Annotated in this window: 20 protein-coding genes; 6 read left to right on the top strand and 14 right to left on the bottom strand. The window is 62.1% G+C overall.

The annotated features are described in order from the left end of the window. Positions 1-15 precede the first annotated feature (15 nt). Positions 16-1,542, top strand: a complete 1,527-nt coding sequence (locus FNZ07_RS03000; protein ID WP_177228245.1) for a peptide MFS transporter — start codon at positions 16-18, stop codon at positions 1,540-1,542. Positions 1,543-1,702: 160 nt separating this feature from the next. On the opposite strand, the gene FNZ07_RS02995 is transcribed toward FNZ07_RS03000, so the two are convergent. The 4 genes from FNZ07_RS02995 to FNZ07_RS02980 all read right to left on the bottom strand — a co-directional run bounded on the left by FNZ07_RS02995 (position 1,703) and on the right by FNZ07_RS02980 (position 4,844). Further along, positions 1,703-2,911 carry a transporter substrate-binding and LysM peptidoglycan-binding domain-containing protein gene (locus FNZ07_RS02995; RefSeq protein WP_091008263.1) on the bottom strand — a complete coding sequence of 403 codons (1,209 nt, stop codon included), beginning with the start codon at positions 2,909-2,911 and terminating at the stop codon, positions 1,703-1,705. A 46-nt stretch (positions 2,912-2,957) separates the two neighbouring features. After that, complete coding sequence (locus tag FNZ07_RS02990; RefSeq protein ID WP_177228244.1) at positions 2,958-3,734, bottom strand: hypothetical protein; 777 nt, start codon at positions 3,732-3,734, stop codon at positions 2,958-2,960. A 108-nt stretch (positions 3,735-3,842) separates the two neighbouring features. Further along, entirely contained in the window at positions 3,843-4,136 is a 294-nt protein-coding gene (locus FNZ07_RS02985; RefSeq protein ID WP_091008260.1) for a hypothetical protein, read from the bottom strand. Between the two features lie 270 nt (positions 4,137-4,406). Beyond that, positions 4,407-4,844 carry a carboxymuconolactone decarboxylase family protein gene (locus FNZ07_RS02980; RefSeq protein WP_091008258.1) on the bottom strand — a complete coding sequence of 146 codons (438 nt, stop codon included), beginning with the start codon at positions 4,842-4,844 and terminating at the stop codon, positions 4,407-4,409. A 109-nt stretch (positions 4,845-4,953) separates the two neighbouring features. Here FNZ07_RS02980 and pdxR point away from each other — a divergent pair, with 109 nt between their 5' ends. The 3 genes from pdxR (at position 4,954) to FNZ07_RS02965 (ending at position 8,343) form a co-directional block, all read left to right on the top strand. Then, the gene (gene pdxR, locus FNZ07_RS02975; protein ID WP_091008255.1) at positions 4,954-6,420 is read left to right on the top strand and encodes a MocR-like pyridoxine biosynthesis transcription factor PdxR; all 1,467 of its coding nucleotides are present in this window, start codon (positions 4,954-4,956) and stop codon (positions 6,418-6,420) included. A gap of 368 nt (positions 6,421-6,788) precedes the next feature. Next, the gene (locus FNZ07_RS02970) at positions 6,789-7,235 is read left to right on the top strand and encodes an HU family DNA-binding protein (RefSeq protein ID WP_091008254.1); all 447 of its coding nucleotides are present in this window, start codon (positions 6,789-6,791) and stop codon (positions 7,233-7,235) included. A gap of 238 nt (positions 7,236-7,473) precedes the next feature. Next, positions 7,474-8,343, top strand: coding sequence for a proteasome-type protease (locus FNZ07_RS02965; protein WP_091008251.1), 870 nt, complete (start codon positions 7,474-7,476; stop codon positions 8,341-8,343). 219 nt (positions 8,344-8,562) lie between these two features. Here the strand turns inward: FNZ07_RS02965 and FNZ07_RS02960 are convergent, their stop codons facing one another. From FNZ07_RS02960 to FNZ07_RS02945, 4 genes are all read right to left on the bottom strand, one after another. After that, complete coding sequence (locus FNZ07_RS02960; RefSeq protein WP_091008248.1) at positions 8,563-9,696, bottom strand: porin; 1,134 nt, start codon at positions 9,694-9,696, stop codon at positions 8,563-8,565. Between the two features lie 389 nt (positions 9,697-10,085). Continuing rightward, entirely contained in the window at positions 10,086-11,396 is a 1,311-nt protein-coding gene (locus FNZ07_RS02955) for a YihY/virulence factor BrkB family protein (RefSeq protein ID WP_091008246.1), read from the bottom strand. Positions 11,397-11,507: 111 nt separating this feature from the next. Further along, complete coding sequence (locus FNZ07_RS02950; RefSeq protein WP_091008243.1) at positions 11,508-11,774, bottom strand: helix-turn-helix domain-containing protein; 267 nt, start codon at positions 11,772-11,774, stop codon at positions 11,508-11,510. A gap of 14 nt (positions 11,775-11,788) precedes the next feature. Next, positions 11,789-13,204, bottom strand: coding sequence for an aminotransferase-like domain-containing protein (locus tag FNZ07_RS02945; protein WP_091008240.1), 1,416 nt, complete (start codon positions 13,202-13,204; stop codon positions 11,789-11,791). A gap of 164 nt (positions 13,205-13,368) precedes the next feature. Here FNZ07_RS02945 and FNZ07_RS02940 point away from each other — a divergent pair, with 164 nt between their 5' ends. Next, a complete protein-coding gene (locus FNZ07_RS02940) occupies positions 13,369-15,681 on the top strand; it encodes an FdhF/YdeP family oxidoreductase (protein WP_091008237.1) in 2,313 nt (770 codons plus the stop codon). A 290-nt stretch (positions 15,682-15,971) separates the two neighbouring features. Beyond that, positions 15,972-18,176, top strand: a complete 2,205-nt coding sequence (locus FNZ07_RS02935) for a TonB-dependent receptor (protein ID WP_091008235.1) — start codon at positions 15,972-15,974, stop codon at positions 18,174-18,176. 77 nt (positions 18,177-18,253) lie between these two features. Here FNZ07_RS02935 and FNZ07_RS02930 read toward each other — a convergent pair whose 3' ends face one another. The 6 genes from FNZ07_RS02930 to FNZ07_RS02905 all read right to left on the bottom strand — a co-directional run bounded on the left by FNZ07_RS02930 (position 18,254) and on the right by FNZ07_RS02905 (position 23,573). Then, positions 18,254-19,396, bottom strand: a complete 1,143-nt coding sequence (locus tag FNZ07_RS02930; protein WP_091008232.1) for a porin — start codon at positions 19,394-19,396, stop codon at positions 18,254-18,256. 377 nt (positions 19,397-19,773) lie between these two features. After that, positions 19,774-20,145 carry a hypothetical protein gene (locus tag FNZ07_RS02925; RefSeq protein WP_143098019.1) on the bottom strand — a complete coding sequence of 124 codons (372 nt, stop codon included), beginning with the start codon at positions 20,143-20,145 and terminating at the stop codon, positions 19,774-19,776. Between the two features lie 56 nt (positions 20,146-20,201). Further along, positions 20,202-21,914, bottom strand: coding sequence for a PepSY-associated TM helix domain-containing protein (locus tag FNZ07_RS02920; protein ID WP_091008226.1), 1,713 nt, complete (start codon positions 21,912-21,914; stop codon positions 20,202-20,204). Between the two features lie 24 nt (positions 21,915-21,938). Next, positions 21,939-22,229, bottom strand: coding sequence for a hypothetical protein (locus FNZ07_RS02915; RefSeq protein WP_091008223.1), 291 nt, complete (start codon positions 22,227-22,229; stop codon positions 21,939-21,941). Further along, positions 22,226-22,504: a hypothetical protein gene (locus FNZ07_RS02910; protein WP_091008220.1), complete on the bottom strand. Its 279-nt coding sequence runs from the start codon at positions 22,502-22,504 to the stop codon at positions 22,226-22,228. Before FNZ07_RS02910 ends, FNZ07_RS02915 begins: the two co-directional genes overlap by 4 nt. A 130-nt stretch (positions 22,505-22,634) precedes the next feature. Next, positions 22,635-23,573: a LysR family transcriptional regulator gene (locus tag FNZ07_RS02905; protein ID WP_091008217.1), complete on the bottom strand. Its 939-nt coding sequence runs from the start codon at positions 23,571-23,573 to the stop codon at positions 22,635-22,637. Positions 23,574-23,625 lie beyond the last annotated feature (52 nt).

Here is a 23,625-nt window from a genome sequence, read left to right as displayed (position 1 = left end):
ATGAACACGAGGTACATGATGAATTCACCCGTTTCCCAGACCCGATCGTTCTCGACGGTCTTTCTGATCGAAATGTGGGAGCGTTTCGGCTACTACGGTATGGCCGCGCTGCTCGTGCTGTTCATGGTCAACCGGCTCGGTTTCTCGGACAGCCACGCCACGCTCACGTGGGGCGCGTTCACGGCGCTGGTGTATGCGGCGCCGTCGGTTGGCGGCTGGATCGGCGACAAGATTCTCGGCACGCGTCGTACGATGATTTGCGGGGCACTCGTGCTGGCCGCCGGCTATCTGATGCTGGCAATGCCCACCGATGCGCTGGGCCACATGTACGCATCGCTCGGCGTGATCGTGGTCGGCAACGGGCTCTTCAAGGCGAACGCGGCGAACCTCGTGCGGCGCATTTACGAAGGCGACGATGCGCGGATCGACAGCGCGTTCACGATCTACTACATGGCGGTCAACATCGGCTCGACCTGCTCGATGCTTGCCACGCCGTGGATTAAAGATCACTGGGGCTGGCACGCGGCTTTCGGCGTGTGCTGTGCGGGCATGCTGCTCGGTGTGCTGAATTTCCTCGTTCTGTACCGCTCGCTCGCGCATATCGGCTCCGCGCCGGATGCCGAACCGATCCGCTGGAAAGCCGTCGGCGTACTGGTGCTGGGCGCGATTGCGCTTGCCGTCGCGACGACCTACGTGCTGCAGCACAAGAGCATCGCCGTGGCCTGCGTGTATGCGGCCGGCGTCGCGATTCTCGGCATCTTCGGTTACATGCTGACGCGCTGCGAACGCTCCGAACGCGCAGGCCTCGTCGCCGCGCTGATCCTGACGTTGCAGGTCATTCTGTTCTTCGTGTTCTATCAGCAGATGTCGACATCGCTCACGCTGTTCGCGCTGCGTAACGTCGACCCGCGGTTCTCGCTGTTCGGTGTGTCGCTGTTCTCGTGGAGCGCCGCGCAATTCCAGGCGCTCAATCCGATCTGGATCATGGTGCTGAGTCCGATCCTCGCGCTGTTGTACACGCGGCTCGCACGCAGCGGCAAGGACGTGCCGGTTGCCGTGAAATATGCGCTGGGCTTTGCGGTGGTGTCGGCGGGGTTCTTCGTCTATGCGCTGAGCGGCCGCTACGCGGTGGACGGTCGCGTGTCGTCGTGGTTCATGGTCGGCGGCTACGGGCTGTACTCGCTCGGCGAACTGCTGGTGAGTGGTCTCGGCCTCGCGATGATCGCGCGCTACGTGCCGGTCCGCATGAGCGGTTTCATGATGGGTGCGTACTTCGTCGCGACCGGTGTGTCGCAGTATCTTGGCAGCGTGGTCGCGAATTTTGCGCAGATGCCTTCCGGCGATCTCACGGCGGTGCAGTCGCTGCCGCTGTACACGAAGCTCTTCACCGGGCTTGGCTGGCTTGCCGCGGCGGGCGTGGTGGTGGCTGTACTGCTGCTGCCGCTGATGCGTCGCCTCTCGCGCGAACATCAGCGCTGCACCGACGAAGCGCGCGAAAATGCGCAGCGCGATTCGGGTACGTTGGCCGCTGCGGCGCAATGACGGTCATTTAGGTGTTGCCGTATTGATCGATGGGTTTCACGTGTGCGAACGCACCTACTAGCGCACGCAGAAACGCACTAAAGCAAGCGGCCCCGGCAGACGATGCCGGGGCCGTTTTGTCACTACGAGATGCATTCGCGCTGTGCTGCGCGTTTACCGCCTAGCCGCGCGGAATCACGAGCCGCTGCCCGACCAGGATCAGGTTGGGGTTCGGCAGGTTGTTGCGTCGCTGGATCTCGACGTAGCGCGCGGAACTGCCCAACTGGCTCGATGCGATCAGGTTCAACGTATCGCCCGACTTCACGATGTAGGTCTTCTCGTTGCCCTGTGCGGCGGTCGTCGCGATCTGGTTGCTGATGAAGTATTTGCGCAGCAGATCGAGATACTCGGGCGATTGCCTGACCTTGGCGATCGCCGAATTCAGGTACACCAGCAGGTCGTTATCGCTCTTGCGCACGCCGATCTTGTACGCGAGGTTCGAACCTTCCAGTTTGCTGACCGCGAAAGTCAGGTCGGTGCCTTCAATTTCCGCGACACCGAACGGGTAGTCATAGACGATCGCGTCGACTTGTCCGTTGTTCAGGAAGTGCGCCATCCACGAACGCTCGCCGTTGATGCTGGCATCGGACAACTCGACCACCTGGTTGCTCGGGAACGCCTTCGTCACAAACGCCTTGACGTCGGGGTCGCCCTGCAGGATGCCGATCTTCTTGCCGGCCAGGTCGGCTGTCGAATGAATCGACGAACCCTTGCGTACGATCAGCGCGTAACCGAAGTCATCGATGTAGGGCACCGTGTAGACCACGCCGTTGGGCGTGTCGTCGGAGAACGTCAGGCCGTCCATCGCGATGTCGACGGTGGCGTTGCCGTCCTTGTCGGTCTGCGTGAGCTGCGCGGGGACGGCCGGGTAGGTGTCCACGCCGTGGCCGGTATCGACCTTGATCGTGCTGTGGTCTCCCGAAGTGAATTCCTTCTGCGCGAACAGCAGCTTCGCGAAGTCGACGTTAAAGCCCTGCGGTTTGCCGCCGTCTTCCGAGTAGAACGGGCGCGACGGATTCTCTACGCTGATGCGGACTACGCCGTTTGTCACAATCGATTTCAGCGTGTTCTTGTTCGGCACGAACCCGTCCACCGCGACCGATTGCACGACGTTCGTGCTGGCATTACTGCTGCTGTTGTTGCTACTGCTGCCGCTGTTACTGTTGTTATTGCCGTTGCCGCTGGAATTCGAGTTGTCGCTGGAACTGGTCTGCGTCGACGATGACGACGACGAAGGCGACGCCAGGCGTTGTACCAGACCGCCCTGATAGATCAGCCATCCCGCAACGAGAATGACCAGAAAGATTGCCGAGCCTAGTATTTTTTTCATTGTGTCTGTTCGGTAGTTGGACGTGTCGAGAGTGCTGTTTCGCTGCTTACTGTTTCGAGGCGATCTGCGGCGATGCGAGCGGCGTGGATGACGCCCCCGATCCCGCTGTCAGAAGGCTTGCGTTCGCCGCCTGCTGGGCCTGCTGAACTTCCGGGTTGTCCATCAGCGAGGTTTCCATTTCCGAGAAGGCCTTGTTCACCGAATTGGTCACGGCGTCGATGGCGGCATCCGTCTTGATCTGCTCGAAGGTATTGCTGGTTTGCATGCCGGCAATCTTGTTCATGCGCTGCGCCGATTGCGACATGTCCCACAGCGCCTTCGCGCGATCGATTGCGTTCGAAAAATTCTGCAGTTCCGACTGAACCTGCTTGTAGCGTTGCTCGCGGAAGGTCAGCAGCTTGTTCATCGTGGCCAGTTGCGCTTCGAAGCGCTCGGCGTCGTCGGGATACTGCTTCTTGAATTGCGCGGTCTTGGTCGCGAAGTTCGCGACTTCCGTGCGGAAGCCGGTAATGCTGTCCTTGAACTTCTGCGCGGCCTGTTCCTTTTCCGCCAACTGGTTATAGAGCGTCTCGATCGGGTTCGTGCCCGCCTCGTTGACCATCATCTTGACCTTCTGGTTCGCGAACTTCATCGCGATGACCGGCGCGAAATTGATTGCCGCGAGCCCGATGACCGCGGCCGCGATGAGGCCGACCAGCCCCTTGATCAGCAGAACCACGAGCGGGGCGACGACAATGATGCCGAGGCCGATGATCCCCCACTTGATGAGCTTGACCTTGCTCTGATTCGTGCCTGAATTGCCGGTCGTCATATCTTTGGACATACGAGCTACCCCTGTGACGTTTATACGAGCTGAATGGTGAAGCTAGAATCAATCGTTAAAAGAGGCAAAGCAAAAAAAGAAAACGGTGTAACGGTTTGAACCCATGACTTAATCGATCGCGCTGGCAGGCTGCCTCCGAAACATTTCCCGGCGCGCGGCGCCGTGCGCCATATTAAGACGCTTTTCCCGACATTTTTTCGATTGTCGTGTGCCCGGGTGCGCAGCGGCGTCCATACGGGCTCGCAGCAACAGGCCAACTGGTCTGCCGCGGTGCGCTACGTCGAAAAGCGCGGTCGCAGCGCACGGTTCACTTTTAAAGCGTTCGAATGCGGTAACCCGTATTAACTCCGACGGCTCGATGAAGCTCTGCACGGCGGTGTCGCGGTCTTCTGCTTCGATCATGATTTAACGTTTTCGCGCATAAAGGCACCGAAAATATTACACCTGTCCGCCTGTATGGGCGGCATTTTCGGTGGAGCGGGGTAGCGAAGAGGGAAATCGCCGGATAGGGCGAGGTAGCGCAAGCCGGGGATGGCGCTGCGAGGGGAGTGGTTCTAACGAGACATTCAGAGGAAAAAGCGGGCAGCGACCGCGCAGGCTGCGCGGTCGCTATCGCCCTAGCCGGTTGCCGCCCGCGTCCGAAGTGCGCTGCAGGGCGACACCGGCACCCGTTCAGGCCGGCATCATGCGGAACGACACGGCGATCCGGTTCCAGCCGTTGATCGCGATGATCAGCATCGTGAGGTCGGTGATTTCCTGGTCGGTGAAGTGCGGCTTGACCGCCTCCCAGGCCGCGTCGGGTACGTGCGTCTGCGCGATGAGCGTGAGCGCTTCGGTCCATTCCAGCGCGGCGCGCTCGCGGTCGGTGAAGAACGGCGTTTCGCGCCACACCGTGACGGTGGCGAGGCGACGTTCGGTTTCGCCGCCCTTGCGCGCGTCGGCGGTATGCATGTCGACGCAGAAGGCGCAGCCGTTTATCTGCGATGCGCGCAGCCGCACCAGTTCGGCGAGCGGTTTTTCGATGCTGCTTTTGCTGACCTGTTCTTCCAGCGCCAGCATGGCCTTGGTGCCGTTCGGGCTGGCTTTATAGAAGTCGAGACGTGATTGCATGGTTTGCTCCAGTTGAATGCGCCCGCGATTGGGGCCATGGATCAAGCTTAAATCTCATTGTGGTCGTGCAAAATAGCCATTTCTGGAATATCTCAGGTAACCACTTCCGATGGACATCCACATTGCAGTCGAGGGTCGGCACGACCTGGCAGGGCAGATCTACCGGCAACTGAGGGAAGGGATTATCGAAGGGCGGCTAGCCGGCGGCACGCGTTTGCCGTCGACCCGCGATCTCGCCACCCGGCTCGGCGTGTCGCGCAAGACGACGCTCGACGTATTCGAGCGGCTGCTCGCCGAAGGTTATCTGAGTGCGCGCGCGGGCTCTGGCACCTTCGTTGCCGAGGGGTTGCAGCGACTGCCCGCCGGACGCTCCGCGCAGATCCGCGAGGTTGAAGCCGCCCGCACGCGGACGAAGGCGCGCGTGCGGGCCCGACCTGTCTGGGAACAACTGCGCGATGCATCGATGCTGCCGCGGCCGATCGTCGGATCGCCGTACGACTTCGTCGGCGGTATGACGGACAAGGCGCTGTTTCCGTTCGACGTGTGGCGTCGCTGCGTGAACCACGCGCTGCGAGTCCAGGCGCGCGGCCGCGGGATGTATCGCGAATCTGCCGGCGAACAGGACCTGCGACTCGCGGTGTCGCGTTATCTGGCCTTCAGCCGCGCGGTGAACAGCAACTGGGAAGACGTGTTCGTCACCCAGGGCGCACAGCATGCGCTCGATCTGCTGGCGCGCATCACATTGCGTCCCGGCGATGTGGCCGTTGTCGAGGATCCCGGTTACCCGCCGGCACGCGAATGTTTCGCGGCGCTCGGCGCGAAGGTGGTGCCGGTCCCCGTCGACGCAGAAGGACTGATCGTCGCGAAGCTGCCGAAAAACGCACGGCTCGTCTATGTGACGCCGTCGCACCAGTTTCCGCTCGGCATGCCGATGTCGCTCGAGCGGCGCGTCGCGTTGCTCGAATGGGCGGAACAGCGCGACGCGCTGATCATCGAGGACGACTACGACTGCGAATTCCGCTTCGACGGCCGCGCAATCGAACCGCTGAAGACGCTCGATCGCGCCGGTCTCGTCGCCTACGTCGGCACCTTCTCGAAGACGCTTTTCCCCGAGCTGCGGGTCGGTTATGTGGTGCCGCCGGCATCGCTCGGCGGACCGTTGCGCAAGGCGCGCCAACTTGGCGACTGGCATGGCTGCACGCTTACGCAGACTGCGCTCGCGGCGTTCATGCTCAATGGCGATTTCGCGAAGCATCTGCGCCGCATGCACAAGATCTACGTGACGCGCCGCATGCGTCTGCTGTCGCATCTGCGCGGTCCGCTCGGCGCATGGTTCGAGCCGACCGCGCCGATTGCCGGGATTCACCTTGCCGCGCATCTGAAGGTGCCGCTTTCCGAAGCAACGCTGATCGCCGCGGCACGCGATGCATCGATCGGCCTGTACGGACTCGCGCCGTTCTATGTACGGGCCCGGCCGCGGCCGGGATTGATCTTCGGTTACGGCGGCATTGGCGCCGATCACATCGACGAGGCGCTGACGAAGCTCGCGCGACTGATGCCGAAGCTGGTGCGTTGAGCGGGTTGCGTGTCGACTATGGCGGAATATTGCGGGGAATTACGGCACAGGTCGCGTGGCCAGCGACGGGTCACTGGTCGCCATAACTGCGGTTTCGATGCCGGGAAGGGGGTACGGGTAGTCTAAAAACACGATGCGAGTTCATGCGTGGTGCACGTGCGAATCATGCGAAGTTCACGCGAGACTCACGTTTACCCCTTGAAACAAGCCTCAAAATGCACCCGAGAGTCAGCGCCACGCAACAAACCCCGCCTGTGACGCACAAAAGATTCGCGCGAAACGCTATAGCGCTTGTAGAATCCGGCGTTGAAGTGCACGCATACCGTGTGCACTTCGTGCATTCACTGACCACAACAGGTAGGAGAAACATGCCGACTTCCGCAAAAAAGGTGGCCAAGAAGGCCGCACCGGCAGCTGCCAAAAAGGTTGCTGCGAAGAAAGTGCCTGCGCAAAAAGCTGCAGCTAAGAAGGTCGCCGTGAAGGCGTCCGGCGCTCCGTCGCCGATCAAGGACACCTTCACGAAGGCCTCGCTGGCTGCTCATGTCGCAGAACGTGCTGGTGTTGAACCGAAGGCTGCCAAGGCTGTTCTGGCTGCACTCGAAGACACGATCCTCGGCTCGGTGCACAAGAAGGGTGCTGGCGAATTCACGTTGTCGGGTCTGCTGAAGATCGTCGCGCAGCAAGTGCCGGCGAAGAAGAAGCGCTTCGGCAAGGACCCGTTCACGGGTGAAGAGCGCTGGTTCCCGGCCAAGCCGGCAAGCGTGCGCATCAAGGCACGTGCGCTGAAGAAGCTGAAGGACGCAGCAGCGAGCTGATCTCGCGCGAGACGTCGGTGCCTTTCGGGGCAACGGCGTTTTCCGCAGACAGGCAGTACACGATCCCCACGGGCTCACGTCCGTGGGGATTTTTCATGGGCCCTCGATGTTCGGGCTGCACGTGGATGACATCGATGACGTCGATGAACCAGGGCGTCAAGACGTGCCCGATTTCGTGACGAACGGGGTTGCGCCGCGGAGTATTACAATAGCGGGTCTTTTTCTAGCGGATCTATCCATGACTTACTGTGTCGCGATGTGCGTCGACGACGGTCTCGTGTTCCTGTCGGACACCCGGACCAATGCGGGCGTCGATCACATCAGCACCGCGCGCAAGATGTCGGTATTCGAGCAACCCGGCGAACGGGTGCTCGTATTGCTGGGCGCGGGCAATCTGTCGCTGACTCAGGCCGTGCTGCACGTGCTGAGCGAACCGTCGGACGACGGCCGCCCCACGTTGTGGACGGTCGGGACGATGGCGGACGCGGCGCGGGTCGTCGGGGATGCGGTGCGTGCCGTGCATCAGCGTGAAGCGCCGGCGTTGCAGGAATTCGGCGTCGACTTCAATTGCAGCTTTATTCTGGGTGGACAGATCGGTATCGACGGCAAGCCGCAGACGCCGCGACTTTTCATGATTTACGCGGCCGGCAATTTCATCGAGGCATCGACGGTATGCCCGTACTTCCAGATCGGCGAGTCGAAGTACGGCAAGCCGATCATCGACCGCGTGCTGACGCCTGCCACGCCGCTCGACGAAGCGGCAAAATGCGCGCTGATTTCGATGGATTCGACGCTGCGCTCGAATCTCTCGGTGGGCCTGCCGCTCGATCTGCTGGTGTACGAAACCGATGCGCTGCACGTCACACGCTTCGTGTCGATCGATCAGGACAACACGTACTATCAGATGATCCACCGCACCTGGGGCGAGCGGCTGCGCCAGGTGTTCAGTGAAATTCCCGATCCGGACTGGCTTGAGACCGCCGATGTGCCGCTGGCGCAGCGCGAGCGTGCCTCGGTGACCTATCGCGGTCCGGCGGCTGCCAATGCCACCGACGCGATGCCTGAGCAGACCCTCGCGCAGGCAGCAAAAGAGAAAGCGCGGCGGTGAAGTAGTACGGTGCCGTGGCTGCCGCCTGAGCCCTCACGCGGCCACTACGATGCCACCCAACGCGATCACCCCCAACGAGCCAACACCACACAATCGCGTCAACGCGACAGCCTCAACGCAACCGCCCCGACGCAACCGCCAATAAAAAAGCCAGCCTTCGGCTTGGCGCCTCAGGCTGGCTCATGACAGCTGGAACTTCAGCTGCGCATCACGTCATGCTTAGAACTTGTGACGGATACCCACGCTGAAAATTTCCTGTGCCGTCGAGTCCGACGGGTAGCCATAGTCGGCCACGGTTGCAGTTACACCGCTACCGCTTGCGCGTTGGTAGGCACCAACGGCATAGACGTCAGTACGCTTCGACAGGTTGTAATCGCCACCCAGCGAGATCTGGTTATACGTCGCCGACGGGCCGTTGCCCGAAGCGTGCGTAAAGGTGTAGCCCAGACCGAGCAGCGCAGCCGGCGTCAACTGGTAGTTCACGAAACCTGCACCGACGTTGTAACGCTCCGTCGCACCGAATCCCGACAACGCGTCCGGCTTGTACTGCGCGTTGCTGTAACGGATGCCAGCGGTGATCGGCCCGATCACATATTGGCCAGCGACCGAAGCGATACCGATCGACTTGGCCGTTATGAACTGGTTGTTGATCGTCGAGTCGAACGTGGCGTCCGACGTCGCATTGAAGCCGCCCGCACGCAGTGCCGCCGTGTTGGAGTTGTTCATGCGGATGTAACCGGCCGCGAGGCTGAACGGACCCGTTGCGTAGCTGACTGCGCCAGACCAGGTCTGTCCTGAACTGATCGAGCCTGCGACGCCACCGAATGCGTACATGCCTTCGAACTGGAGACCACCGAATACCGGCGACGTGTACTTGACAGCACTGTTCGTGCGCGAGCTGTTGTCGTTATTGTCGACGTCGCCCGGGGTCGTGAACGTCGAGCCCCAGTAGTTGTCTGCCGTGACCGGCTGGACCAGGTCGACGACCGGGTCGTACTGACGGCCGAGGGTGACCGTACCGTACTGGTCGCTCGTCAGGCCGACGTAGGCCTGACGTCCGAATTCCCGGCCGCCCTGGTTGAGCTTGCCGCTGTTCGGATCAAAACCGTTTTCCAACTGGAAGATGGCCTTCAGACCGCCGCCCAGATCTTCGGTGCCTTTCAGGCCCCAGCGATTGCCCTGCATGTTGCCGCCGACCAGGCCGACGAAGCTCTTGTTATCTGTATTGGCGTTGTGCACGTACTGGAACGCGTCGTCCAGCACACCGTACAGGGTCACGCTGCTTTGAGCGTGGGCTGCGCCGGCGGCACCCAGAAGGGCCAGCGAGAGGGTAGATAGTGCGATTCGTTTCATCCATTTCTCCACGCAGATGATTAGTTTCGTTGTTGCGGAAAGGAGAATAGCGCAGTGTGTCTATGTGTAAGAACTGAAAAAAAATCACTGTCTCCAAAATGTGACATATCGCTCAAAGCCTTGTATATAAAGCCTTTCGACGACTGTTCCAAATTTGACAATATTATCTCTCTGATATTGCATTATTGTTGTTTTGTTGAGAGTGCGTGTGGAGCTATTTACAATTCGGACATCGTTTTGAAGGCTATACGTAATAAATCCGGTATGTCGATTGGTGTTCGTCAGGTGATTGTTAGCATCTTTTTTATGCGATTTGCGCGCTAACCGGCAGACAAAGATGGACAGATCTTCGCGATGAGACTAAGCGCGCAATGCGCTGCGCGGCGGGATCAACGGTCGTCGTTGGCTGCGGCCGGAGGCTCGCTGTCGCCGTTGCGGCGACCCGCGACCGCGGTCACGACCAGCGCGGCGCCCGCGGCCAGCAGCAGCGAGCCCCACGGATGTCGCTTCACGTAGCGATCGGCGGCGACGGCGCCACGGCCGGCCTGCACCAGCGTCGCGGCGGCTGCCCGTGTAGCCTGGTTTTCGACGCGAACCACCGTGCGGCCGAAGCGCACCGCACCGTTTGTCGCGGGCGTTTCGGGGGGCGCGTCCGCGTCCGTATCGGCGACTTGAGGAAGCGACAAGGCGGACGCAGGATCGGCCGTCAGCGAATCCTGCAGGTCGCGTCGGCGTTGCGCTCCGGCGGCAACCGTCGAAGCCGCGATCACCGAAGCCAGCTTGGCGCGACTGCCTGGCGGCGGTTCGCTATCCTGCAGGCCCCATGCGCCGCGCGGATCGTGCAACCGGCCGCGGGCCGCGGAGAATTCGGCGCCAAGCAACAGCACGGCCGCCGAGAAATACAGCCACATCAACAGCACGGCGAGCGAGCCCGCTGCGCCGAACGAATTCGCCATGCCCGCATGCGCGAGGTACAACGCGAACAGCTTCTTGCCCGCGGAGAACAGTACGGCGGCGACGAGCCCGCCCACCATCGCGTCCTGCCAGCGCACCACGGCATCGGGCAAAAACTTGAGTAGCGCGGCAAAGGCGAACGCGAGGACGAGCAGGCCGACGATCAACTGCAGCACATTGCCGATCACTACGTAAGGCGAATTGCCCCACAGCCACTGACCGACGAACGTGATCGCAGTGTCGAGCACCAGCGACACGATCAGCAGGAATGCGACGCCGAGCACGAGACTGAACGAGATCAGACGCACACGCACAAGCGCGACCACGCTCGACGAGCGCGTCCCCACCGGCGGCCACACCATATTGAGCGCGCTGTTGAGCGACGAGAACGTTGCCGACGCACCGATCGCGAGTGCCGCGAACGAGATGATCGCGGCGATGCCGCCTGCATTGCCGCTGCGGTGTGCGTTCTCGACGATCGTCGTGATGCCGGCGGCCGCTTCGTTGCCGAGCACGCCGTGAACTTCGCGGAACAGTTCGCCGCGCGCGGCCTCGGCGCCGAAGAACCAGCCGGCGATCGCGATCACCATCACGAGCGTCGGCGCCAGCGAGAACGCTGCATAGAACGCGATGCCCGCGGCCATCGCCGCACAGCGGTTAGCCGAGAATTGCCTGAGTGCGCCGATGGCCCACGACGCCTGCTTGCGGGCCACTGTCTGCAGTTTTTCTGAAGAGAGCGTGTCCATGGTGGTCCTTGTGGTCGGGAGCGTGACAGCAGTGACGACGGTAAGTAAGTGCAAGCACCATGCCCGAGGAACTATAACAAGTGCAACCCGCGAACGCGGCCGCGCCGTCTCTCAAGCACCCGGACTGCCGAATACCTCAGCGCACAGCGACCGGCCCGCCTCGCTCAGCCGCGCGGTGCCCGTGCCTTCCTCGGTGAAGGTCGTCTCGACGATGTCGCTGTCGACGAGCGCTGTTAGTTGACGTCGCAAGTCGCTCATCGGCAGGCCGGCCTGCTTCGCCAGTTTTGCCAGCGACCATGCATGGCCCGGCGTTTCCTGTTCCGCGCGCCATAACTGCGCGAGCACCGCGACGAGGGCGGGGTCGATGGCGTCGTTCATAGCGTGTCTCCTCGTCAGACCATGCTCGCAGCGAGTTCGCCGAGCGTCTTGAGCGCGTGCTCGGTCTGCGCGTTCCATGGGTAGCTGTAGTTCAGCCGGATGAAGTGGCTGAAGTCGTTGCGCGTCGAAAACATATAGCCGGGACCGATCGTGATGCTGCGCGCGAGCGCTGCCTGATAGAGCCGCATCGAATCGACGCGCGGCGGCAGTTCGACCCATAGCACATAGCCGCCTTGTGGCGACGAGGTGCGCGTGCCGGCGGGGAAAAACCGCTGCACCATCGCGATCATGAGCCGCGCCTGCTGGCGATAGAACTTGCGCACCTGCCGCAGATGCCGGTCGTAACCGTCCTGGCGCAGATAATCCGCTACCGCGATCTGCGGTACCGACGGCGTGGTCAGCGTATTGAGGAACTTGAGTTTCTCGACCTGGGCGCGATAGCGGCCCGGCATCGCCCAACCGATCCGGTACGACGCCGTCAGGCTCTTCGAAAACGACGCGCAATGCAGTACGAGACCGCGCGTGTCGAAACTCTTCAGCGTCGAGGGGCGTGTGTCGCCGAAATACAGTTCCTGGTAGACGTCGTTTTCGATGGCCGGAATGTCGTGTGCGGCGAGCAGATCGACGAGTTGTTGCTTGCGTTCGTCGGGCATCCGGAAGCCAAGCGGATTCTGGAAATTGGGCATCACCATGCACGCGGCGATTTTCTGCTTACCGACGATCTGCGCGAGCACGTCGATATCGATGCCGTGCGCGGGATGAGTCGGCACCTCGATTGCGCGCATGCCGAGACGTTCGATCGCGTGCAGCATCGCGTAGTAGGTCGGCGATTCGACGGCGACGGTGTCGCCGGGTTTGGCGACGGCCTGCAGGCTCAGGTTGATCGCTTCGGTGGCGCCTACGGTGATGATGATTTCGTCGGGATCGATCGCAATGCCGTTTTCGGCGTAGCGCCGCGCGATCTGGCGAATCAGCTCGGGGTTGCCCGGCGGCAGATCGTCGATCAGGTTCCAGCTCGCATGGCGCCGCGCGATCGCGTTCGCATACTGGTTGATGCGCCGCCACGGGAACAGCGACGGGTCCGGATACGGCGAGCCGAGCGGCATCGCGTCTTCGCTGCGGATGCTGCGCAGTGTGGATAGCACGAGCCGGCTTACGTCGACTTCCGCCGCGACGACTTGTGTTTGCGTTGCACGGCCGGGCGCGGTGCGGGCTCGTACGGCTGCATCGCGCACGAAGTAGCCCGACTGCGGTCGCGTCTCGACGACGCCACGGCTTTCGAGCAACCCATACGCGTGCAACACCGTCTTGATGCTCACGCCGTGCTGCTGGCTGGCCTGCCGCACCGATGGAATCCGTTCACCGGCGGCGAACACGCCGCGCCGCACAGCGGCCTCGATTTCGTCGGCGAGTTGTTCGTAGAGCGTCACGGTGGCGGGCGGTGAGGGCAACGACGCGAGTGTAGGCCAGATTCGCGTAACTGTATCCCTCGGCTTTCGTGTTTTCTGTGTGCTATGACAGTTTTGGAACACAGTACGCTGGACACATCGGCGCAGTGCGCCTTGTTAATTGGCCTGTATCCGGCCATCCGATCATGAAGAAACCCGAAGCCCGCATCGAACCGTACACGCACCCCGCCGCAGGCTGGGGCGCGCTGAAGTACGTCGCCATCAACCTGATCAAGGAAAAGGTCGCGGGTGGCAACTACCGCACGCTGCTGGCGCAGAACCAGCCGAACGGCTTCGACTGTCCGGGCTGTGCGTGGCCCGACCGCGAACATGCGTCGACCTTCGAGTTCTGCGAGAACGGCGTCAAGGCGGTGGCCGCCGAGGCGACCGGCAAGCGCGTGACGCCTGCGTTCTTCGAGGAGCACACGGTAACCGCGCTGATGACGCAGTCCGACTTCGAACTCGAACAGCACGGCCGGCTTACCGATCCGCTCGTCTACGACGCCGCGCGCGATCGCTACGTCCCGATCAACTGGGACGATGCGTTTGCGCTGATTGCACAGCATCTGAACGGCCTCGACGATCCCGATCGCGCAGCTTTCTATACGTCGGGACGCGCGAGCAACGAAGCTGCGTTCCTGTATCAGTTGTTCGTGCGGATGTACGGCACCAACAATTTCCCCGACTGCTCGAACATGTGTCACGAAGCGACGAGCCGCGGCCTGCCGCATACGGTCGGTGTCGGCAAGGGCACAGTGACGCTCGACGACTTCGAACACGCGGACACGCTGCTGCTGTTCGGCCAGAACCCCGCGACCAACCATCCGCGCATGCTCGGCGAACTGCGCGAGTGCGCGAAGCGCGGCGCGACGATCGTGTCGATCAATCCATTGAAGGAGCGCGGCCTCGAACGCTTTGCGAGCCCGCAGCATCCGGTGGAAATGCTGACGCTCGGCAGCACGAAGATCAGTTCGGTGTTTATCCGGCCGAAGGTCGGCGGCGACTTTGCGTTGATCAAGGGCGTTGCGAAGCGTGTCGTCGAACTCGACGATGAAGCGCTCATGTCCGGTCTCGAACGCGTGCTGGACGTCGATTTCATCGCGGCGCATACGGTCGGCTTCGACGCATTTGCCGACGATCTGCGTGCCGAAAGCTGGGACACGATCGTCGCCGAATCGGGTGTGCCGTTCGACGACGTGCTGAAGCTCGCCGATATCTACGCGAAAGGCCGCGCCGTGATCTCGACGTGGGGCATGGGCCTCACGCAACACAAGAACTCGGTGCCAACTGTGCAGTTGCTGTCCAACCTGATGATGATGCGCGGCAATATCGGTCGGCGCGGTGCAGGGCTGTGCCCGGTGCGCGGCCACTCGAACGTGCAGGGCGATCGCACCGTCGGCATCGAGGAACAGCCGACGCAAGCGTTTCTCGACCGGCTCGGCGCCGTGTACCGTTTCGAGCCGCCGCGCGAACACGGCCTCGATGTCGTCAGCACGATTCAGGCGATGCTCGAGCGCAAGGTGAAAGTGTTCATCGGGCTCGGCGGCAATTTCTCGATCGCGACGCCCGATACACCGCGCACGTGGGACGCGATGCGCTCATGCGACCTGACCGTGCACATCACGACCAAGCTGAATCGTAGCCATCTCATACATGGTCGCGACGCGCTGATCCTGCCGACACTCGGTCGCACCGAGATCGATCTGCAGAACGGTATCGCACAGGGTGTGAGCGTCGAGGATTCGATGAGCATGGTGCACATCTCGTACGGGATGAACCGGCCGGCTTCGCCGAATCTGCTGTCGGAGATTGCAATCGTCGCGCGGATGGCGCAAGCGACGCTCGGTAGCGCGAAGGTCGACTGGCTTGCGCACGCGAACGATTACGCGCTGATTCGCGACGGCATCGCGCAGGTGATCGACGGTTTCGAGGACTACAACGAACGGCTCAAGCATCCGGGCGGCTTTCATCTCGGTGTGGCGTCGCGCGAGCGGATCTGGAAAACGCCGAGCGGCAAGGCGCAGTTTCTCGTCCACGCAATCGCAGCCGACACGCCGATTCATCGCGCGCGCGAACGTCACGGCGAGCGCCTGATGACCCTGATGACGACGCGCTCACACGATCAGTACAACACGACGATCTACGGTCTCGACGACCGCTATCGCGGCGTGTTTGGCCAGCGACGCGTGCTGTTCGCGAACCGCGAGGATCTCGCGATGCTCGGTTTTGTCTCCGGGCAGCGCGTCGATATCACGAGCGTGTGGGACGACGGTGTGGAGCGGCGTGTCGACGGTTTCCTGCTCGTCGAATACGACATCCCGCGCGGCTGCCTCGGCGCCTATTACCCGGAGACGAATCCGCTCGTGCCGCTGGAATCGGTGGCCGACGGCGCCGGTACGCCGACGTCGAAATCGATCCCGGTGTTGCTGTCCGCTGCCGTCGAGGCAGTCGCTGCCTGATATCGAAAGTAAGCTTGCTGGAGGAAACGAAAGGCCGCCGTGAGGCGGCCTTGTTGTATCTTGCCTGGCCGCAGGCCATACAGGACGGGGAAGGCACGCGTTGCCAACGAGGGTATCTCGTTTTTCTACATAGTAATAATTCTCATTTGCGTTATAATCGTCGGTCTTATACAAGATTTCCGTTCGCGTTCTGTAATGCTCAGACGTGACGAGCGAATCACAGAAACATGCCGCCCAGATTCCGAGCACGCCCTGGGACGGAAACTCGGACCACTACGCTTTTTCCATTCATGTCTGCTTTCCGCCTTTCCCTTGCGCCGGTCCAGCCGGCGAAGCTTCTTGCCGGTCGTCTCGCCATCAGTACCGCAATCTCCATGGCTTTTGGCGCTGCCGCGCCTGCCTTTGCGCAGTCGGCGGGGGCCGATGCCGCGCCCGGCTCGGTGTTGCCCGCTGTCAAGGTTGAGGCCTCGGTGCCGGTGCTGCCGGGCGATCTCTCGCCGACTTACGCCGGCGGCCAGGTTGCACGGGGCGCCGACTTCGGCGTGCTCGGCAAGCAGAAGATGATCGATGTGCCGTTTAGCATGACGACGTATACGGCGAAGCTGATCGCGGACCAGCAGGCGTTGACGCTCGGTGACGTGCTCGATAACGATCCGGCGGTTCGTGTGAGTTCCGGGTTCGGCAATTTCTCGCAGGTCTTCGTGATCCGCGGCTTTCCGCTCAATGGCGACGACATCTCGCTGAACGGCCTCTACGGTGTGACGCCTCGGCAGCTCGTGTCGACCAGCGCGCTCGAACGCGTCGACGTGTTCAAGGGCGCGAATGCGTTTCTGAACGGCGCGTCGCCGGGCGGCACGGCAATTGGCGGCGGCGTGAACCTGCAGCTCAAGCGCGCCGACGACAAACCGCTCACCCGCGTGACGCTCGAAACCAGCGGCTCGGGTGAATTCGGCGAACAGATCGACGTGGGTCGCCGCTTCGGCAGCGAAGGACAGTTCGGTATTCGCGTGAACCAGATGAATCGCGGCGGCGAAACCAGCATCGACGGCGAACATCGTCTCAACAACACGACGGCTGTCTCGCTCGACTGGCGCGGCGACAAGCTGCGTCTATACGGCGATTTCGTGTATCAGCGGCAAAAGATCGACGACGGCCGTCCCATCGTCTACGTGACCGGCAGCCAGATTCCGGAGCCCCCGTCGGCGACCCACAACTACGCGCAGCCCTGGTCGTTCAGCAATCTCGAAGACACGGTTGGCATTGTGCGTGCCGAGTACGATTTCCTGCCGGCGTGGACCGCGTACGTCGCCGGCGGCGCGCGTCATACGAACGAGCACGGCGATTACGCGTCGCCGACCTACAACGGCGCAACGGGCGTAACGACGACCTCGCGACTCGGTGTGCCGCACAAGGAAGACACGTTGTCCGGCGAAGCCGGCGTGCGCGGCCATTTCACGACCGGGCCGGTCACGCACATGGTGACGGCAAGTGGATCGGTGGTACGTATCGACGGCCAGTCGGCTTATACGTTGTCGGGTACGGTGCCGACCAGTCTGTACGACACCCCCGTACTGCCGCGCCCCGCCGACAAATTCACCGGCGGCGATCTGGCCGATCCGGGTACGACGGCGCTTACGCTGATGCGCAGCGTCGCGGTGTCGGACACGCTTGGCTTCCTGAACGATCGTGTGCTGTTCACGATCGGTGCGCGCCATCAGTCGATCCATTCGAACGGCTTTAACTACAAGGGCGTGCAGAACTCCAATTACGATCAGAGTTTGACGACGCCGCTGTTCGGGCTCGTCGTCAAGCCCTGGGAAAATGTCGCGTTCTTTGCGAACCGTAGCGAAGCGCTTGCTCAAGGCGGCCAGGCGCCGAATACCGCGGTCAACTTCGGCCAGCTCCTCGCACCGTATCGTACGAAGCAGTACGAGGTGGGCGTGAAATACGATACCCAGAGGCTGGGTGCATCGCTTGCGGCTTATCAGATCGAGCAACCGTCCGCTTACACCGACAGCACGACGAGAATCTACGGAACGAACGGCACGCAGCGGCACCGTGGGCTCGAAGCGGAAGTGCACGGCGAGCCGTACAAGGGCGTGCGGTTGCTGGCCGGCATGTCGCTGATCAACGCGAAGCTGCTCGACACCAACGGCGGCGCGACCGATGGCAACCGGCCGATCGGCGTGCCGAGCTACCTGTTCAATCTTGGTGCCGAGTACGACGTGCCGATGGTGAGCGGCCTCACGTTGACTGCGCGCTGGATTCACACCGGCTCGCAGTATCTGGACGCGGCGAATACGGCGTCGATTCCGTCGTGGGATCGCTTCGACCTTGGTGCGCGCTATGCGACGTCGATATTCGGCCGGCCGACGACATTCCGTGCCACCGTGCGCAATGTCGCGAACAAGGCGTACTGGTCGTCGACGATGGGCACGTATCTGACGCAGGGTGAGCCGCGTACGTTCCTGCTGTCGATGACGACGGACTTCTGAACCTTGCCGGCCCATTCGGGCCGTCCGGGTTGTCCCGAATGAGGACTGTATCGCCAGGTCGATCAGCACATAGTGAGTTAGAAACGCACGCGCAGCCCCGCCGTCACCGCGATCTGCTCGTTCGAGTTCGACATCGACAGCCCGTTGATGACCGCGTGGATTCCACTGTTACCGGTGTCGCTCACGTGTTGATAGACACCTTGCAGATAGAGGTCCGTGCGCTTGGACAACGCATAGTCGGTCTGCAACGTGAACTGGTTCCACTTCGGAGAGACGCCGTCGATCTGGCTGTCCGTGAACGTATAGGCGCCCGCGATCGAGACAGCAGGCGTGATCTGATACCGCGCGTTCAGCTCGTAGTTCGTGAAGCGCCCGCTATTCGCTCCGAGGGACAGACCGCTTGATGTACCCGATGCGGAAGCGCCGATGCCGGTCAGATTGCCGAGCACCGTCTGCGTGAAGACGAGGCCGACCGTCGCACCGGCAAACGAGTAGTTCGCACCGGCGCCCCACGTGCGTTGCGTGCTGGCGGTGAAGGTCGCGTCGTTGGTCACCGCGCCGCCGGAGTTCAGATCGGTGCCGCTGTTGTTCAACTGCAGGTAGCCGGCCGCTGCGTTGAACGGCCCGTAGCTATACGACGTGCCCACGCTGTACGCGCGGTTCGTGGCGAAGGCACCTGCGCTGTTGGAGAAGCCGTACAGGCCGCCGAACTTCAGGCCGCCATAGGCGACGCTTGAGTACTTGATCGAATTGTTGATACGGAACGAGTTGTCGAGGTTGTCGTTGTCAAACGGATGGGCCGCTCCCGTACCGCCATAACCTGTTCCAGTAAGCGCAAGCGGTGCAAGATAATCGACGACGGAATCGTATTGCCGGCCGAGTGTGACAGCACCATATTGCAGGCTCGATAGACCTACAAAAGCCTGCCGACCAAACTCCAGACCGTTCTGTCCGAGCTTGCCGTTCGCGATGTTGAAGCCGTTTTCAAGGGTGAAGATCGCCCTGAGTCCGCCGCCCAGATCTTCCGTGCCGCGCAGACCGAAGCGGCTGCCGTTTACCGATCCGCTCGTTTCCTGAAAGTTGCTGCTGCCGCCCTGATTGTTCGTGTAGGTGAGGCCAGCATCGATGAGCCCGTAGAGTGTGACGCTGCTTTGCGCGTGAGCGGTGGCTGCGAACGCGAGTGCACTGGTTGCGCCCAGTGCGATCAACGACTTTTTCATCCGAATCTCCAATACGCCAAAAAAATGGGGCGTGTGGGCAAGCGCACATCGACATTCGACACATGCCCAACTTCGCCCTGATGCAACGGCTTCTCATATCTGTCTGCCGTTGGAGAGCGATTAGAAACGATCGGATGGCAACTGCTGTGGTGCTGCGACAACGTCGAATTTACGGATTGTTTCGGCCCATCCTCTTTTGAAATATCGACGGGAAAACAGATGCGGGACGTGACAGTGCGCAACGCTTTACTGTCGGGGGAGAGGCGATGATTTCGTTAGCCGACAGGTGCAAGTAAGTACCGGCACGGTGTTATGCAAGTTAAGACCGTGAAAGGCTTTTGCGTGCGCAGAGGGACCAGACGAAGATCAGGAGGAACTCAGTTCCACAAGAAACTCGTGCTGGCAGTGACCGGTGGTTGCGCGGTAAGTGCGCGAGTCAGGCGCTCGATACTCTCCGCAGGCAACGCGTATGCAATCCAGCCAGCACCGCTATGTCGCAGCATGAGCACCGGTCCGAGCGTCGGAGAAAAATCGACGTGCCAGCAAGGATCCATTTCAAGCGGATAGTCGTTCGAGACCGCCGGTTGAACTTCGGGCGGTGGTTGCATCTGCGAACGCAGCATAATCAGGCGACGAATGAGCGAGTCGATGTCGTCCGTCTTCAGCACAGAAGCCCGCTCCGCGATTCGAAAACGCAGCGCGGCCTCGTCTTCTTTCTCCACTACATCCAATGTCAATACGTCGTACACGGTCGATCCTGATCAACTTCGCCAGCCAGCCGTCCAGCCTGAACGAGCATGAGCGGTTATTCATCGGTCTGCTCTCGCGTGGGCGCATTCGTTGCCCCGGCGAACTCAGACTGGTGAGACGGTTGATCAAGTCTAGGGCAGGTATCGTTGGTCCGTGTAACCGGTTCGTTTCCGCGCGTTACGCGGCGCCGCGACCACACGCTGTCCGTGCGGCCCGACGCAACACGCTGCGCCGTCTTGCGCCACATCCATGCAAAGCACAGCGCGCCGATTGCCGCACCGATGTCGATGCCGATCGTGTCGGCGGTTGTCGAACCCCACAGACCGCTCGAGGGTGCGAGCCATCCGAGTACGCTCGCGAGCGGAATTGCCGCCGTCGCGCAGGTCGCGAGACCTAGTAGTTCGATCGATCCGCGTGCCGCGCCGCGCACGAATGCCCACACGATGCTCGCGAGAAACACGCTGTAGTAGATGCCGATGTGCCACGCGTGCAGGTCGGCAACGCGGCCGCTCAGCAGCTTGCCGGCCACGAGCGTGAGCGAAATGCCGGCGATGCAGCCTAGCGAAACGCCGACGGTTAGCGCCGCCATCGCAAACGTCGCGCGCCGTTGCGTAACCGGCAGACCATCGCGTCGCGCGGCTTTGCGGCGACTCTCGATCCACAGCAGGTTGCCCGAATAAAACAGGAACGCACCGGCGATGCCGAGCAGGAAGTAGCCCCAACGCACCGGGCTGCCGCCGTAGCTGCCGAAGTGCAGCGCATAGAACGCGCTCGTCGCCGCGGACCACGCATTGCCGTTACCAGCGCCTGGCAGAAACTCGGTATTCAGGAAGCGGCCGCTAGCCGGGTCCATCAGCGCAAAGCCGCCCGAGCGGGCCAGAAAACGCGGATCGTCGCCGGCGATGAAAACCGTTGCACCTGGTTCGCCCGCGCGGCGATAACTAAGCGATGTCGGGACGAAGTGCGGCGCTCGCTCGCGTACGCTTGCCAGCAACTGTCGGACCGGGACCATCGGCGGTGTGGCGGACGCATCCGGTGCAGCGGGCGCTTTGGCGAAGAACGGATTCTGCGCGGTCATCATCGGTTGCAGCGTGCCGCGGTAGATGACCGCATCCTGCACGTCGTAGATGTTGTCCTTGAGGCCGAACGCCACCACCGACAACGCCATCACGACATGAAACGGCAGGCTCAGAATCCCGATGGTGTTGTGCGCGTCGAGCCACATGCGCTTCAGGTTCTTGCCGATGCGCAGCGCGAAGAGGTCCTTGACCAGCGTCGGCAGCAACACGATCACGCCGGATACCAGCGCGAGACCGTACAGCATCGATACGACGCCCATCACGCCCATACCGACCGCGTAGCTGCCTGGCACACCGGCGGTCATATGCAGCACGTCGATGAAACGCGCGGCATCCGAGGGCCGGCTTTGCTTCGCGACGAGTTGTCCGTGCTCGTCGAACGAAGTACTCCAGCGTTGCCCCGGCGCCGGCTGCCACGTGAGCCGTGCGGTGCCGTCGTCGTCACCGAGCGCAAGCGTGAACTGCCGACGCGCGGCGGGGTAGGCCGCGAGAGTCTGTTCGATCAGTGCGTCGGCGCGCTCGATCGATACGGCGTGCGTGCCGGTTTCAGGCGGCGTGACCCACTCGGTCAGGGAGTCCTTGAACATCGTGACCGCGCCGGCATAGAACGCGATGAAAAGCAGCAGACCGGCGACAATGCCGGTCCATGTGTGCACGGTTTTATAGACGCGAAGAACGTCGCTGCGCATGTCCAGTCGGTCCGCTTGAAGAGATCAGAAAAGAAAATGCTGGCAGGCCGCGACGAGCGCGAACGCGGCAAGGTTCGCACCGCCGAGCCAGGCGCTTGCGTGCCTGCCGCTGCGAAACATGAAGCTGGCCGCGATCACGCCGATCCACACCGGCGGGACGAGCCACATCGCAACCTGAAACTTGTTGGGAATGTCCAGACCGCCGGGGGCGAGACCGGCGAGCAGTGCGCTCGCGGCGATCCCGAGTCCGAAGCCCCCTACGGTACCGGCCAGCGTTTTGGTCAACCAGTCCCGTTCAATCGAACCGCGCGTCACCGCGCGAGCCTCGGCAAACGACGGTGTTCGAGGACGGCGCCGAGCAGCGGACAGGCGACGAGCGTCGCCATGATCGTCGTGATCACGAGCGAAAGCGAGGTCGCGGGATGCATGGCATCGGCGCCGGTCGAGAACGCAGCGATCGTGCAGGCAACTGCGCCGATCCGGCTTGGGCGGGCACGCCACGGTTTGCGAAACCAGCGTTGCCCCGGGGCGCTCAGATAAAACAACAACGCACCGGCGAGTGCCGATGCGACGATAAACAGGTCTTTCATGATCCGGCGGACGCGCACGCGTCGAGAGCAGCTAACATCTAAATGAGATCTTAATGAGAATTATTATCATACACGGGATCGGGTTGTTACGGCTCGAAACTCGTACGGCTGGCCGATGGCGGCGTGCTGCTCAGCTCCGGTCGGTGCGTATCGACGAGGTATCCGCCGTTCGTGTCATGAAGCCCGGCAAGGCGGCCGCGAGGGCGTCGACGGCAAGACGGACCTTCAACGGCAACTGAGGCGTTTGTAGCCACAGCGCGTAGGCGTCGTAGAGAAAGCCGGGTTGATCCGGCAATAGCTGTTCAAGCGCGCCTGTTTCGATGCGCTCGCGAACCAGCCAGTAGGGAAGCCAGGCCAGTCCCATTCCCATGACCGCCGCATCGGCGATGGCATCGAGATCGTCGAGTCGCAACCGGTTAGCCGGAGTGACTTCGGCGGCAGGCAGATCGCCGCGTGGAAACAGCCACGGACGAATCCGGCCGGAGCGGCGGTAGATGATCCCCTGATGGCCGCCGATATCCTCGATCTGCTGCGGCCTCCCGTGTGTCTCGAGATACGAGGGCGCCGCGCAGACCACCATGCACTGGCGTGCGACCCGCCGCGCGATTACCCCGCCTTTGTCCTCGGGAATGCCGGTCCGGATGGCCAGATCGTAGTCGTCCTCCGCGAGGTCGGCGAAGCGATCGGTCAACGACAGATCGAGTTCCAGCGCCGGGTACTGTTGCGCCAGCGCGAGCAGCACCGGCGTCACGCAATGCCGCCCGAAGTGCGCGGGCATCGTGACGCGCAGCTTGCCGCGCGGTTCGGACAATTGATCGGCGGCCAGCGCATCCGCGGCCTCGGCTTCGGCGAGTACCACGCGGCAGCGCTCGTAGTAGGCGCGCCCGAAGTCCGTCAGGCTCTGCCGGCGCGTCGTCCGGTGGATCAGGCGCACGCCGAGCCGTTCTTCCAGAAACCGGACATGCTTGCCGACCATCGGCCCGGACAGATCGAGTGCGTCTGCAGCGGCCGCGAACGAGCCCAGATCGACGGCTCTGACGAACACTTCCATGCTGGTGAGGCGGTCCATGTTTGAAAACTCCCAGTTTCGACTGTTCTAGTTTTCCGGCTATTTATCTGCC

It is taken from the genome of Paraburkholderia megapolitana (assembly GCF_007556815.1).
GTDB lineage: Bacteria > Pseudomonadota > Gammaproteobacteria > Burkholderiales > Burkholderiaceae > Paraburkholderia > Paraburkholderia megapolitana.
Note: the sequence above shows the minus strand (reverse complement) of the source record. Positions and strands in the feature narration are given on the sequence as shown.

Bases quoted from the DNA above. Each gene is read 5' to 3' on its own strand.
- FNZ07_RS03000 (WP_177228245.1), top strand. From the start codon at position 16: ATGATGAATTCACCCGTTTCCCAGACCCGATCGTTCTCGACGGTCTTT.
- FNZ07_RS02995 (WP_091008263.1), bottom strand. From the start codon at position 2,911: ATGAAAAAAATACTAGGCTCGGCAATCTTTCTGGTCATTCTCGTTGCG.
- FNZ07_RS02990 (WP_177228244.1), bottom strand. From the start codon at position 3,734: ATGTCCAAAGATATGACGACCGGCAATTCAGGCACGAATCAGAGCAAG.
- FNZ07_RS02985 (WP_091008260.1), bottom strand. From the start codon at position 4,136: ATGATCGAAGCAGAAGACCGCGACACCGCCGTGCAGAGCTTCATCGAG.
- FNZ07_RS02980 (WP_091008258.1), bottom strand. From the start codon at position 4,844: ATGCAATCACGTCTCGACTTCTATAAAGCCAGCCCGAACGGCACCAAG.
- pdxR (WP_091008255.1), top strand. From the start codon at position 4,954: ATGGACATCCACATTGCAGTCGAGGGTCGGCACGACCTGGCAGGGCAG.
- FNZ07_RS02970 (WP_091008254.1), top strand. From the start codon at position 6,789: ATGCCGACTTCCGCAAAAAAGGTGGCCAAGAAGGCCGCACCGGCAGCT.
- FNZ07_RS02965 (WP_091008251.1), top strand. From the start codon at position 7,474: ATGACTTACTGTGTCGCGATGTGCGTCGACGACGGTCTCGTGTTCCTG.
- FNZ07_RS02960 (WP_091008248.1), bottom strand. From the start codon at position 9,696: ATGAAACGAATCGCACTATCTACCCTCTCGCTGGCCCTTCTGGGTGCC.
- FNZ07_RS02955 (WP_091008246.1), bottom strand. From the start codon at position 11,396: ATGGACACGCTCTCTTCAGAAAAACTGCAGACAGTGGCCCGCAAGCAG.
- FNZ07_RS02950 (WP_091008243.1), bottom strand. From the start codon at position 11,774: ATGAACGACGCCATCGACCCCGCCCTCGTCGCGGTGCTCGCGCAGTTA.
- FNZ07_RS02940 (WP_091008237.1), top strand. From the start codon at position 13,369: ATGAAGAAACCCGAAGCCCGCATCGAACCGTACACGCACCCCGCCGCA.
- FNZ07_RS02935 (WP_091008235.1), top strand. From the start codon at position 15,972: ATGTCTGCTTTCCGCCTTTCCCTTGCGCCGGTCCAGCCGGCGAAGCTT.
- FNZ07_RS02930 (WP_091008232.1), bottom strand. From the start codon at position 19,396: ATGAAAAAGTCGTTGATCGCACTGGGCGCAACCAGTGCACTCGCGTTC.
- FNZ07_RS02920 (WP_091008226.1), bottom strand. From the start codon at position 21,914: ATGCGCAGCGACGTTCTTCGCGTCTATAAAACCGTGCACACATGGACC.
- FNZ07_RS02910 (WP_091008220.1), bottom strand. From the start codon at position 22,504: ATGAAAGACCTGTTTATCGTCGCATCGGCACTCGCCGGTGCGTTGTTG.
- FNZ07_RS02905 (WP_091008217.1), bottom strand. From the start codon at position 23,573: ATGGACCGCCTCACCAGCATGGAAGTGTTCGTCAGAGCCGTCGATCTG.